This is a genomic window from uncultured Marivirga sp., from assembly GCF_963974845.1.
GTDB lineage: Bacteria > Bacteroidota > Bacteroidia > Cytophagales > Cyclobacteriaceae > Marivirga > Marivirga harenae.
On record NZ_CAXBEQ010000006.1, the window covers coordinates 206,521 to 219,845 of the forward strand.

General features: G+C 35.5%; 14 protein-coding genes. 3 read left to right on the forward strand and 11 right to left on the reverse strand.

Translation table 11 applies throughout. From position 1 onward, the window contains the following. The first annotated feature begins 9 nt into the window (after positions 1–9). From AAC601_RS14545 to AAC601_RS14555, 3 genes are all read left to right on the forward strand, one after another. Complete coding sequence (locus AAC601_RS14545) at positions 10–1,470, forward strand: M28 family peptidase (protein WP_303271573.1); 1,461 nt, start codon at positions 10–12, stop codon at positions 1,468–1,470. Positions 1,471–1,477: 7 nt separating this feature from the next. Further along, positions 1,478–1,678 (forward strand): hypothetical protein, encoded by a 201-nt coding sequence (locus AAC601_RS14550; protein WP_303271574.1) that lies wholly within the window; start codon positions 1,478–1,480, stop codon positions 1,676–1,678. A 255-nt stretch (positions 1,679–1,933) separates the two neighbouring features. Next, positions 1,934–2,731 (forward strand): FkbM family methyltransferase, encoded by a 798-nt coding sequence (locus tag AAC601_RS14555; RefSeq protein WP_303271575.1) that lies wholly within the window; start codon positions 1,934–1,936, stop codon positions 2,729–2,731. A gap of 564 nt (positions 2,732–3,295) precedes the next feature. On the opposite strand, the gene AAC601_RS14560 is transcribed toward AAC601_RS14555, so the two are convergent. From AAC601_RS14560 to AAC601_RS14610, 11 genes are all read right to left on the reverse strand, one after another. Next, complete coding sequence (locus AAC601_RS14560) at positions 3,296–3,805, reverse strand: hypothetical protein (RefSeq protein ID WP_303271576.1); 510 nt, start codon at positions 3,803–3,805, stop codon at positions 3,296–3,298. A gap of 32 nt (positions 3,806–3,837) precedes the next feature. Next, complete coding sequence (locus tag AAC601_RS14565; protein WP_303271577.1) at positions 3,838–4,338, reverse strand: hypothetical protein; 501 nt, start codon at positions 4,336–4,338, stop codon at positions 3,838–3,840. Continuing rightward, the gene (locus AAC601_RS14570; protein WP_303271578.1) at positions 4,320–5,120 is read right to left on the reverse strand and encodes an inositol monophosphatase family protein; all 801 of its coding nucleotides are present in this window, start codon (positions 5,118–5,120) and stop codon (positions 4,320–4,322) included. Before AAC601_RS14570 ends, AAC601_RS14565 begins: the two co-directional genes overlap by 19 nt. Next, positions 5,120–6,283: a DUF4105 domain-containing protein gene (locus AAC601_RS14575; RefSeq protein WP_303271579.1), complete on the reverse strand. Its 1,164-nt coding sequence runs from the start codon at positions 6,281–6,283 to the stop codon at positions 5,120–5,122. The genes AAC601_RS14570 and AAC601_RS14575 overlap by 1 nt, the downstream gene beginning before the upstream one ends. Beyond that, positions 6,280–6,963 (reverse strand): 16S rRNA (cytidine(1402)-2'-O)-methyltransferase, encoded by a 684-nt coding sequence (gene rsmI, locus AAC601_RS14580; RefSeq protein WP_303271580.1) that lies wholly within the window; start codon positions 6,961–6,963, stop codon positions 6,280–6,282. The genes AAC601_RS14575 and rsmI overlap by 4 nt, the downstream gene beginning before the upstream one ends. 20 nt (positions 6,964–6,983) lie before the next feature. After that, on the reverse strand, positions 6,984–7,232 hold the full coding sequence (locus AAC601_RS14585) for a 4a-hydroxytetrahydrobiopterin dehydratase (RefSeq protein ID WP_303272093.1): 249 nt from the start codon (positions 7,230–7,232) through the stop codon (positions 6,984–6,986). Positions 7,233–7,272: 40 nt separating this feature from the next. Further along, positions 7,273–7,539, reverse strand: coding sequence for a DUF493 domain-containing protein (locus AAC601_RS14590; protein ID WP_303271581.1), 267 nt, complete (start codon positions 7,537–7,539; stop codon positions 7,273–7,275). 70 nt (positions 7,540–7,609) lie between these two features. Next, a complete protein-coding gene (locus tag AAC601_RS14595; protein WP_303271582.1) occupies positions 7,610–9,721 on the reverse strand; it encodes a SurA N-terminal domain-containing protein in 2,112 nt (703 codons plus the stop codon). 77 nt (positions 9,722–9,798) lie between these two features. Continuing rightward, positions 9,799–11,073 (reverse strand): hemolysin family protein, encoded by a 1,275-nt coding sequence (locus AAC601_RS14600; protein WP_303271583.1) that lies wholly within the window; start codon positions 11,071–11,073, stop codon positions 9,799–9,801. Between the two features lie 199 nt (positions 11,074–11,272). Further along, positions 11,273–11,941 carry an LPS export ABC transporter periplasmic protein LptC gene (gene lptC, locus AAC601_RS14605; RefSeq protein WP_303271584.1) on the reverse strand — a complete coding sequence of 223 codons (669 nt, stop codon included), beginning with the start codon at positions 11,939–11,941 and terminating at the stop codon, positions 11,273–11,275. Positions 11,942–12,009: 68 nt separating this feature from the next. Then, positions 12,010–13,314, reverse strand: coding sequence for a hypothetical protein (locus AAC601_RS14610; RefSeq protein WP_303271585.1), 1,305 nt, complete (start codon positions 13,312–13,314; stop codon positions 12,010–12,012). Positions 13,315–13,325: the final 11 nt, after the last annotated feature.

The following is a 13,325-nucleotide window of genomic DNA, read 5'->3' on the forward strand; positions in this document are numbered from 1 at the left end:
CCCTTAATTATGAAGACTTTTTTTTCAACTCTAACCATGAGTTTATTGGCAGTTACTTTACTGTCAGCCCAAGTAATGGAAAAGCAAGCAAAAAAATATGCTAAAACCATTACAGATGAAGATTTAACAAGACACTTAACCCTATTGGCCTCAGATTCGCTTGAAGGCAGAGAAACAGGGAAAAAAGGGCAAAAGATAGCTGCTGAATATATAAAAAATCATTTTGAATCATTAGGCCTAAAAGCCCCTGTCGATGGTTCTTATTTTCAAAAATTCAATTTATACCAAACCTATAGAGGTGAAGCGGAGATGGTGGTGAATGATAAAACCATTAAAAACCTTGATCAAATGGTTTATTGGGCAAATACGCCAGTCGAAAACCAAGAAATTGAAATAGTATTCGTTAATAAGGCTACTGAAGAGGATTTAGAGGGTGTTGAAGCAGAAGGAAAATTTCTGGCTTTTCAAGCAGAAGGACAATTTACTCCAACCTTAAAGACAATTGAAGAATTAGGAGCAAAAGGGGCATTGGTTTTTGCTGAAGATAGTAGCAGAATGAATATGGTGTTAAGGTATGGAAGATATTATGCTACACACGGTTCTTTATCCAGAGAGAAACCTTCTAAGGAAGGATTAGCTAGTGTTGTCGTTTATAATGAATTAGCAGAAGAGTTTTTCGGTAAACCACTTTCTGAATTAAAAATTGGTGATAGAGCATCTGCTAAGCTTTTTGCAGAAATCAATACTGAAATCATGGAGACGGAAAATGTATTAGGTTATTTGGAAGGAACTGAAAAGCCGGAAGAGTTAATTATTTTAACTGCACATTACGACCACGTTGGGGTTCAAGATGGAAAAGTCTATAATGGTGCAGACGATGATGCCTCTGGAACTACTGCAGTATTAGAAATAGCTGAAGCTTTTGTAAAAGCCAAAAAAGCAGGTCATGGCCCAAAAAGAAGTGTTTTGTTCATGCCCGTTACAGGTGAAGAGAAAGGTTTATTAGGCTCGGCCCATTATGCTGAAAACCCTGTATTCCCTTTAGAAAATACGGTTACAAACCTTAATATTGATATGATTGGCAGAGTAGATTCTGCGCATATGGATAATCGGGAGTTTGTGTATTTGATTGGATCGAACAGAATTTCTACAGAGCTACATGAAATTAGTGAAGCAATGAACGAAAATTATACAAAATTGGAACTGGATTATACTTACAATGCAGAAGACCATCCTGATAGAATTTACTATCGATCAGATCACTGGAATTTTGCAAAAAATGGTGTTCCAATTATTTTCTACTTTAATGGTACTCATCCTGATTATCATCAGCATACGGACACAGTAGATAAGATTGAATTTGATGTATTGAAAAAGAGAACCGATTTAGTTTTTTATACTGCTTGGGAAATAGCCAATAGAGAAAATCGTTTGACTATAGATGAAGTAGAAGAAGAAACTACAGAATAGAGTAATTATGAAAAAGCTGGCAACCCTTATTTTGATTTTGATGATTTCCGCCTGTGGGCTAGTGGAAGTTTGTGTGGTTTGTACCGAAGCCAATACTGGCGTTGAAGAGGATTATTGCGGTTCACCTGACGAAGTGCAAGAATTTGAAGATGAGCTAGAGACGACAGGAAATCAATACGGTCAAGATTGGAACTGCAGTGGTGCTTAAAAAAATTAGATAGGAAATCTCACTAAGAAAGCTAAGTTGAATTTTTTCAGCTTAGCTTTTTATTTGGATTTTGATGCAATTTTAGCATTCTTCCTAGTACTTTTGTTTCCTCCGATCAGTGCATTAGCTTCTGATTTTGAGACTAGAGGATGTTTATTATTTGAAAATCAATAGCTTTCAACAGCTTTAATGCGGAGATTATAAAAGTGTCTTGAGCTATTTGTCAAGATGTTAGTTAAATGGTATTAATGAATTATGTCATCAGTAAAGAGAATTTTTAAGAAGAATACGCATAATAGATTATTTAAGGCGCTTGCAGGCTTCGGTAGGGCTTTAAACAGATTATATGAAAACAGGAACCATGATCTGCATTCTAATGGAGAGTATACTATCCTAAAAAAGATATCAAAACTAAACCCCGCAGTGATTATCGATGGGGGAGCCAATATAGGCAAATACTCATTAGTTTGTAAAGAGTTGATGCCCAATACCTTAATATATTCACTTGAGCCTGTGAAAGATACTTTCAAGCTTTTATCACAAAATGTAAGAGCTCATACCAATATGGTGCCTGTTCAAAAAGGACTTTACAAAACCAATACCAGCAAAGAAATTAATATTTTTAATTCCAATACTCATTCTTCATTGGTTGACATACAGGGTCTATCTTACGAATCGACTCAAAAGCAGACAATTGAATTGATTAAAGGAGACGACTTTATGAGAAACCAAAACATTAATGAAGTTGACCTTTTAAAAATTGATGTGGAAGGCGCTGAATTTGATGCCTTGGTAGGTTTCGATGAACATATTTCGAATGGAAAAATAAGGATGATTCAGTTCGAATATGGATATATCAATATTACCACTAAAAAATTGCTGATTGATTTTTACAACTATTTCGAGAGTAAAGGCTACTTACTAGGAAAAATTTTCCCGAAAACGGTTGAGTTTAGAAAATACGAGTTTAAATACGAAGACTTTCTAGGGCCAAATTTTATTGCCGTTAAGAAAACTGAAACTGATTTGATAAATCTTTTGAAGAACAGGTAGGGTGCTCTTGAAAAATGAAAAGTCCCTCTAAAATAGACTAAAGTAGAAATTAGAACATCTTTTTTGAGATTTAATCATGTGTAAAAAATGAAAATTGGTGTTTTTGGGTCAAATCTGAGGTTTAAGTAATATGGGATAGATTTTTTTTTCAAATTGAAGTTTGTGCATATATACCTTTTTTTGCTTCTATATAACTAGACTAAAAACCAGCTAAAGCTGGAAATTTAACCACAATAGAAGCTAAAGAAAACAATAGAGCAGCCAAAGACTGTTTAGCTCACGATGATATCAGCTAGCATGGGAATATTTTGTTATCTCTCTTGAGGTTCAGTTGCCAGACTGCGATGGCTTGGTCAAAAGGAAATTGGCCAGAGACTGACCAGCCTTTGGCTGGGAAAGAATCAAGACAATGATATGCTGCGCCCATATCCCTTGACTGGCCCGCATTTTTGTCCTCCCACCCGGATCTCTCAGATCTAGATTATATTTGGCTTGAAGGTTTTGTGGTATTTATCAAGAGTTCTATACGTTGAGCTAATTTTTTATATTGCAAGCCTATTCAAACTATCTTTTCGATAAATTCTCAACCTTTATCCCTTTTTGAACAGCGATATCTTCAATAGCTCTTTTGATCTTGATAGAGATTTCTTTTCGCGTAGAATAGCGAAAGTATTGTAGCCCTGTTTTACTTTTGATCCCAATTAAGTAGTAGCCTAGCTCTATTTTCTTAACTTCATCCCAGTTAATAAATTCAGAATTTTTGAAAACTCCTGTTTTGATTTTTAGTCGACTTTCGGAAATCAAGAAATGGGGGGCATACTTAGAGGTGGTGGATAATTCAACGTGGGCTTTGAACAAAAACATACTCGCAGTCAAGAAAAATAATACACCTGAAATGATTTTGTAATTAGAATCAGCTCCTTCATATATAAAGCTGATGAAATAGTATAATGAAGATATCATCATCAGTCCACCTGCTACATAGTTTAATTTTCTGGCAGTGTTTTCAGACATACTAATATCACCTGATCCCAAAGTAAATCGTTGACTCTGTTCTATTGACTCTGTTTTCATGGCTAAAATTTGATCAAGCTGGGGTTTAGAGACTATTTCTTTAATAGATTTTCAACTTCTACCCCTTTTTGAGCTGCAATAGCTTCAATTGATCTTTTTAATTCAATAGAAGTTTCTTTTCTAGTTTTGTATGGGAAATACAGAAAGCCCGTTCTGTCTCTAATCCCGATTTTGTAATTTCCTAGTTCTATTTCTTTGATACTGTCCCAGCTGATGAATTCTGACTTTTTAAACACAGCTGTTTTAATTTTAAGTCCTTGTTCAGATACAATGAAATGCGGAGCATATTTTGAGGTAGTAGAAAATTCAAATTGTGCTTTTAACATATACAGAGAGGCTGCTAATAAATATAAAGGACCCATACCCAATCGTGTGAAGTTTCTGGCATCTTCATTTAAAATAAGGCTGAGGCCCATATAGAAGAATAACAACGCTAAAAAGTAAGATAGTTTTCTATTAGCTTTATTTGAGAATTTTAAATTCCCTGATCCTAAATTAATCCTTTGACTTTGTTCTATTGATTGTGTTTCCATTGGTTCTGGAGGATGATTAATAGTTCTTCATATACTTCTGCAGAGCAAGATAATATTTCCCTACCAAAAATGAAATCGTTATCCCCATTAAATCGGCTCACTTTGCCTCCAGCTTGTTGCACAATGAAGGCTCCAGCTGCGACATCCCAAGCATTCAAATTATATTCGAAATAGCCTTCGTATCTGCCGCAGGCAACATAGGCTAAATCTACTGCTGCGCTGCCTAGCCTTCTCAAGCCATGGGTGTTTTGCATCAAATGTTTTAGGATTGATAAATAGTCATCCATTTTATCAAAATCATTGTACGGAAAACCCGTAGCAATTAAACTTTGAGAGAGATCAATATGTTTAGAAACGGAGATAGGCTTTCCATTTAACTTCGACACTTCACCTTGTACTGCCTCAAAACACTCATTTCGGTTAATTTCCAATACTATTCCGGAAACTATTTCATCATTTTCTTGCAATGCTACACTGATTGAAAATACAGGCAAACCATGAACGAAATTAGTGGTTCCGTCCAAAGGATCAATAATCCAATTGTAGGTGTCTCCTTTCTTTTCTGAAGTACCTTCCTCTGCAATAAATCCTGATTCGGGAAGGATTTCACCTAAGCCTTCTACTAATCTTATCTCCGCTTCTTTATCTACATAACTCACCAAATCATTAAAGCCCTTATGCTCTACCGTATCGGTATTGACGTTCTGAGATTCTGCACTGATGAATTTTCCTACTTCCTTTACTAATTTGATCGCTTCTTTGTGGATTGCGTTTAAATTCATCAGACATTCATTTTTTTGGTTCTATATAGTAAGTTAAAGGATTTAAAGGCGAAATATAATACGATGGGCAATACTGCAGTGTGCATAGCTTGAGGCAATGTATAGTAAAATCCTAAGACCATAAATTGAACGATACCAAACACAGCATAAAAAGCAGTATGCCATTTCTTGGCTGGTTTTTTGAACAGTAAAAAGGCTAGGACAACATTTAAGGGGAATGCCCAAATCATATTCCAGTTATTCACCGTAGCCACATGATCGGATAGAAACCATAGAAAGAAGATAAGACAACCAACTAGCCCTGTAATTACAAATAATAACCTATTGAACCAAACATCACTTAATTTTGATTTATGGTGTCTTACGCTTAAGAAAATCCCAAATAGGCAAAGGAACCAGGTGATGTACTCAGGAAGTATTTGAAAGCCAATAGCGGCTTCCTCTTCATCCGCTTCGTAAATAATGATTTTATCCTTTACAATTGGTTTTCCATTATAAGTAGCTTCGTCAAAATGGAACATCAAAAGATCAGGCAAGAACATCTCATTTCTTTTGTCTGCAATTTGGTCTGTAGGTTGTCCCAGGACCAAATCGATACCGAAATCTTGCCAAGGTTTATCAGCTAAATAGATATCTAAATACTCTCTAAAAGTAAGTCCTTCAGCTTCTCTTTCCCAAACTAATCCTTCTCCTAAAACATCTTCCAATAAATCTCTAAATCTGGTAGAGCAATTGTCAAAGAAAAAATCATATTGATAAAATCGATTTTCTGGTCTGATGTTTTCTATCAGAAAGCTATAAATTTCATTTTTCTGTGCATTACTTAGATTAAGCTTCTGCTGGATAACGCTTCTTTTTTCGGCTTTTGCCGAATTGATCAGATAGGATATTCGACCAGCAGAAAGCATGTAGTTAAGTTTGCCACGTACAAATTTCATATAGAAGCCAGGCGTTTCAAAGTCAAAGGTGCCATAATTGAATACCACGCTTAAGCCTTTGCTTTCATCTTCTACCCATAGTGCAGAATGACCAAAACCTGAATAGAGTTCATTACCAGGAGCCACCGTTATTAAACTGATTTCAGCCTTATCTGACAGTGAATTTTGAGCTGTTGCTGATAATGCAGTAAAAGTCAATAATCCAATTAGCAGTTTTTTAATCATGATTTAGCATTTAATACCAGTACAATTTCTCCTTTAGGTGCAGTTTGCTCAAAATGTTCAATCAGCCCCGCTAAGGTATCGGTAATTGTTTCTTCAAATAATTTTGTGAGTTCTCTGGAAACAGAAGCCAAACGGTCTTCTCCCATAGCTTCTGCCAATTGCTTCAATGTTTTGAGCAACCGATGTGGGGATTCATAAAAAATGATGGTTCGATCTTCCGCAACTAAGTTCTCTATTCGTGTTTTTCGACCTTTCTTGTGAGGTAAAAAGCCTTCGAAAACAAATCGGTCGTTTGGAAAACCAGATTTAATAAGAGCGGGAATCAGAGCTGTAGCACCAGGAAGAGATTCCAGTTTGATGTCGTTTTTCAAGGCTTCTCTTGCCAATAAAAAACCCGGATCTGAGATTCCAGGTGTTCCGGCATCTGAAATCAATGCCATGATTTTTCCTGCTTTTAGTCCGTCAATTACCTGCTCCACTTTCTTATGCTCATTATGGATATGAAAACTTTGCAGTGGTTTTTTGATATCATAATGCTTGAGCAATTTACCAGAGGTTCTAGTGTCTTCGGCTAGAATAACATCCACGCTATTGAGGATGTTAACAGCGCGGTATGTCATATCTTCAAGGTTGCCAATGGGGGTGGGCACCAAGTAAAGTTGTGTTTTTGATTCCTCCATCCCCAAAATTAAAGATTTTATTAAACTAATTTATCAATTTCCTCAGCTAGCTTTCTATCTTTCTCAGTTATGGTATTGCCCTCATCGTGAGTGGTCAATTCAAAGCTTACTTTATTGTAAACATTTGACCAATTCGGATGATGACCCATTTTCTCAGCTATAATGGCCACTTGAGCCATGAAACCGAAAGCTTCTGTAAAATCTTTAAATTCAAATGTTCTTTTAAGCGTATTATTTTCTTCTTTCCACATAGTTTCTTCTTTTAGTATATCTAACCACTCTAAAATTGATTTGTTACACTGTGGAAGTCTATAGTGCAATAACCCCTTTTACCTTATTGGTTTCAAGATACTTTTCAATAATCTGCTCAGCAGAATTGGCTAACATTTTTATAGTTAAGCTGACATATTTCCCTTTACTTGAAGGTTTTACCACCACTTCATGGTTTTCAAATATGTCTTTTATTTCATCCTGCTGTTCTGCAGGAACAATAAATTTGAACATATAGAGACTAGGCCATTCGCTAACAGCTTCTAGTTTTTCTTTAAATGATGCGATTTCTTTTTCAGTACTCATTACTTTATTTTTCTTTTTCCACAAAAAAAGGGGCTAAAAAAGCCCCTTTAAATATTAAGTGTTTAATGATTTAAAAGAACTTATATCTTTCATCTACAATATCAGCTTTTTCTTCAATTGCTGCTTTAATTTCAAAAGATACATTATTTCTTCTGCTTTGGGCTATTTGGTTTTTGTATGTATTGTAGTCTGCAATTTCTGGTGCAGGCGTTCTATTCAATACATTTACGATTACTATACCATTATTAGCTTCTAAAGGTTGCGATTGAGTATTCAATTGAAGTCCAAAGATAGCACCAACTACCTCAGGCGCTTGACCAACATTTGGAAGAGAATTTGAAGAGATTTTTAAATCTGTTGTAGAATAAACATTTGCATCGGTACCATAGGCTTCTGCTTTTTCATTTAAGCTACCTGATAAACCAGCTAAGTTTTCCTTAATGATTTCAGCTTTCATTTGTTCTTTCAATTCTCTGGTAACAAATGCTTTTGAATCATTAAAGTTAGCCTCGCCTTTTTCCGTTTCATTTGTTAAAACGGCCACAACGAAATGAGTGTCAGTTTCAAAAACCTCAGATACTTTGCCTTGAGAGGCTTCTGTAAAGGCCCATCTCACAATAGGTCTTGAGGCACCCAAATTTCCAATAGTCCTTTGATTAGGAGACATTTTCCCAGAACTTCTTACACCATAATTATTTTCTTCAGCTGCAGCAGTGAATTCTGCATAACTTCCATTTGTGGCGGCAAATAAATCTGCTTTTCGGTATAAGTCATCTCTTGTGCCTTCAGAAGGTAATATATCTCTGTGGATCGTAGCGATCTTATATGTTTTGGCCGTTTTTTCTTCCGTTACTTTTATAACATGATAGCCATATTGCGTTTTGATTAATTTATTGATTACTCCAGTTCCTGAATAATTGAATACAGCTTCATTGAATTCATCTACCATTTGACCTTCTTTAAACCAGCCTAGATCACCACCTCTTGTTGCAGAAGGACCATCACTATTGTCTTTTGCTAGTTCTGCAAAGTCTTGACCGCTTCTCGCTTTTTGCAATACTTCCTGTGCTTCTCTTTTAGCATTTGCATCAGCCACATCACTATCATCCTCTGCTTCAATTAATATATGACTTGCTTTTACTGAAGAAACTGTATCGTCATAAATCTTAGAAGTTTTGTATAAGATGTAAGCACCATCTTCGATATATGGACCTATCACATCACCTTCTTTCAAAATATTAGTATTAGAAGCTAGTATTTTTGGCAGCTGAGCTATAGGATAAGTTCTAAAGGAATTACTTCTATCAGAATTCATTCTTGCATAAGCTGAATCATCTTCAACTTTTTGAAATTCTTTTTTAAGTTCTTCAACTTCTTCCTTTATGTATGTAGAATCTTTTCCAGACGGCAACAATTCGAAGCTCACGTAACTAATGGTTCTTGAAGCATCAGTTTCGTACTTTTCTTTGTTCTCATTGAAATAACTTTTCAATTCAGCCTCTGAAGGAGATACTAAGGAATCATTTACAGAGTAAAAAGGTACGTATAAGTATTCAACCTCTGCGGATTCATTTTCTTTTTGATAAGCTTTTTGAGCTTCTGCAGTGGTGATATAATTTGTATTCCCTAAAAGTGCATCGTACTTAGTTCTTGCCCTAGCTGGAACCAGTGATGATTCAAAAGAGTACCACTGAGCTTGCTGTTCTGCAGGTGCTTGAGCAATATTTCTGATAATATTTACCACTTGTTCTTTATTGAATTCACCAGTTTCAGGATTTGTAAAGTTTTGCCTTACAATTGGGCTGATGTTATTTCCTTGGACCATGTCCACTAATTCTTCATTAGTAACTTCAAGTCCCAATTCATCATATTCATTTTGAAAAGCTTTCTCGATTATAAGGAAATCCCAAGCTTGCTGACGGATTGAATTCATTTCTTGCTCGCTAGGAGTTCTACCATTCCCAGCTCTGAAGTTGTTCTTAAACTCTTCAATTTTTCGTTGATATTCTGGTAAATTGACAGTTTCTCCAGCAATTTCACCCACATCATTAGATCTTCCGCCACCTAACAGCATTGAGTCTGGCCCAAGTAAGTCGGTTAGCAAGAAGGCTAGAATGGATAATCCTATTAGGGCGATCAATACCGACCCCATTTTTACTCTTAATGTATTAAATACTCCCATGTTTGTTTATTTCAAAGATTCGCAAAATAATAGTATAAATGATTAATATCAAAGTGATTCCATTTATTACTTTTAGCTTAATTTGGGTTTGTGATAATTAATTTTACCAGATTGATTCTGTTTTCTTCCATACTTTCTATCACAAAGCGGAAAGGAGGACTACTTACTTCATCTTTCAGTTGCGGAAAATTTTCTGTGATTGATAATATAAAACCTCCCAAAGTGTCATAGTCGCCTTCAGGGAGATTTAATAAGTACTTATCGTTAATATAATCTATTTCTAAGCGGGCGCTAAAAATGAATGTGTTGGCTGAAACTTGTTCTTCTACTAAATCCTCATCATCATGTTCGTCTTGAATTTCACCGAAAATTTCCTCAATGATATCTTCTAAACTCACTATTCCGGATGTTCCTCCGAACTCATCCACCACCAATGCCAAACTTTTGTGCTCTTGAATGAATTGGATCATTAGCTCATTGGCTGGCATCGTTTCAGGCACAATAATGATAGGAGTCAATATTTCTTTAATTGAGGATGGTTTTTTAAATAAGGCAAGCGAGTGACAATAGCCAATGACATCATCAATAGTATCTTTGTAAATCAGTACTTTAGAGTGCCCACTTTCACTGAATGCATCTTTAAGTTCTTCTGTTGAGTCTTCAATATCCACTGCCACCACTTCTGTTCTGGGGATCATGCACTCCCGTACCTTTATGGTTTTAAATTCTAGCGCATTATTGAATATTTTTTTATCCAATTCCACCTTACTTTCCTGATGGTCAAGTTGTACCGTGTTTTTTACAAAATGATCCAGATCCGTTAATCCAAAAACAGGCTTGTCTTCCTCGTAATTCAGCCTTAAAACGTATTTGATGAATGTTTTAGATAAGCTGACGATGAAAAAAACAATAGGATAAGTAATATAATAAATGAGCCAAAGTGGAATAGCAAAGAATGATAATAGTCCATTTGGATTAAGTAAGAAGATACTTTTAGGAGTAAACTCTGCAACAAAGAGTACAAATATAGTAGCAATAAAGGTTTGCGCTAGTAGAATAAAGATATCGTTTTGAAAGAACAGGGGTAGATTTGCAATTAAAACAGGTTCAACCATTTTAGCCATGTAAATACCATATACTACTAAGGAAATTGTATTACCAATTAAAGTGGTTCCGATGAAGGAAGATGGTTTTTCTAAAAATTTTGAAAGTATTTTACCGGAAATAATCCCTTGCTGGCTTTGCAATTCAATATGCAATTTATTGGAGGAAATGAAAGCAATCTCTATCCCTGAAAAGAATGCAGAAAAGAGTAATGAAATGATAATATAAATAAAATAACTGCTTTCCATTTTCTATTTAGAACGGTCTTGTGTTCTGTTTTTTTGTTTGATGTATCTATGTAAAAGTAACAGACTTATAGACAACATAAAAATCCAATAGGAATATTCAAAGCCAACTGTAATTGATTGGTGAATCCCAATCACAAAGAAAGCGAAAGCTAAACCTATTATGATGAAATTAGGTCTAGGACTATGCTTTTCAGAATTCTTATCTTTCTTTAGTTTCTTTTTTTGGCTCATCGGCTCTTTTAATGATTTTTTTGGTCGGCAACTTTTTAGAGCTGTCGCCTTCAATCTGTTTTGTTTTTCTTGGAGTACCTCTCGTTTGATTCTCTTCTTTTGAAGTAGAATCTGGCTCCTCTAAGTAGATGGTTCCACTTGGGTTAAGGATTCTGTAGCTTGAAAAATCTTGTTTTGCTCGCAATCCTGTACCTGTTGATATTTGGTCTTCCGATTGGATTCTCACAAAGGTTTCCGTGTAAATCTCTTCTTTCTCAGGTTCCCAATATAATTCTTCTGAATTAAGCTTCCGAGGTTCTATATACCCAATGACTTCTACATCACCCTCCGCTTTATAAATCTCAGTTTCCTTGGTGTAGTATGCTGAATTTGCTTCTAATGTGGATGACATAGTCCCATCCGGCTCAAAAAACTCTATATAAATATCATTAGGGAATTCTCTGTCACCATTTTCAAATTCATACTGCTTAGTGGCATTTACGATCACTCTCACTTTTGCTGAATCGGAGTAGATAATTTCAATAGTGTCTGCCTCCATGATGGGGCCAGAATACTCTTCAAATTTTTGTTTAGATTCCAGACCAGAAGAGCATGACTGGCCAAGTAGAAGCAGTAATAAAAAATGAAAATGTTTCATATCGCAAAAATAAAAAAAGCGGTCAAGATAATGAACTCTAGACCGCTTTAGTATAATATATTGAGAGATTAATCTCTTATTTTAACATTAACAGTTTCGCCAATCCAACATCCAACTTTTACTTCGTCACCGATTTCGTAATCATAGTTAAAGATGTCTTCATTTGAAGGGAATTGTTCCTTGGCAACGCTCATTCTTGTAGCATCCCCTCCTCTTTGGTACATTTCATATGCGGCAATATAGACTGCTCTGTCCTTCACCACATCATTACCACCTTTACATTCAAGATAGCTATTCAAATATAAATCACCAATTAGTGAGTATGCTTCTTTTCTTGATGGGTCTTCATTCAAGGCATCATAAGCATAACTTCTAGCTTGTGATTTATTCCCCATTTTTGAAGCAATGTCTGCCAATTCGATCTGGACATCTGCTTTTTTAATATTATCTTCTGTCAAGGTTAACGCTTGTTCGAAATATTTCTTGGCCTCGCTCAAGTTTTCATTTGCTTTAGACCTTAGAGCAATGATTCTTGATAAGCCAAATTCGGGTGCATTTTTATTTACCACTTTAGCTGCTCCAAGAAATGAATCCGAGCCAGTACATCCTCCAGCAAGCGAAAATTTAACGATCTTTTCAGCATCTCCCAGCGTTTTACCATCTTCAATAAATTTAGGGTACAATTTTTCATCTATTATTGCACAGTCTATTGTAACAGATGCATTGAATAATTTTTCTACATAATCCCGGGCTCTTTGAATGTTTTGTTCATTCTCTCCATTGGCCAGCATTTCGTCTAATAGGTCTTGAATTTGATCATAGATTTCAATTACATCTACATCAGTTAATGGACCACCAGTTAATTTGTAGCGTCTTACAGCATCCATATAATGGAAAGTGTTAGAGACAAATCCATTTGCCCCCACCATTTCAATAGCCTCTTTGTGGATTTCATATAAATCTTTATATCTATCTTTTCTTTCTTTCCACATATCGTAAGCTCCAGAAGCCTTTCTGTTGGTTACATTTTCTACATCATTGAAATATTCCATTCTCAAATCATATAGTAAAACTACAGAGTCTTGTAGATTTTCCTGCTCCTTCCCAGTGGTAGTTTGAGCTAAATTTTCATATATTTTCACTCCTTGGATATAAATAGAGGGATTAAGATCAGGAGTCTCTTTTAATAACCATTCCAGTGGTGGCTTTGCCGCTTCATATTTTTCTGCTGTAAGCATATCAGAGTACAGCGCATTCTTTTCAACGGCTTTTGCTTTTTTATCTGGATCTTCTGGCCAGTTCCAGCCACTTTGTCCAAGCATTGAAGCTTGAACACCTATTAATACTGCTAATGTTAATAGAATCTTTTTCATCTTTCTTAAAA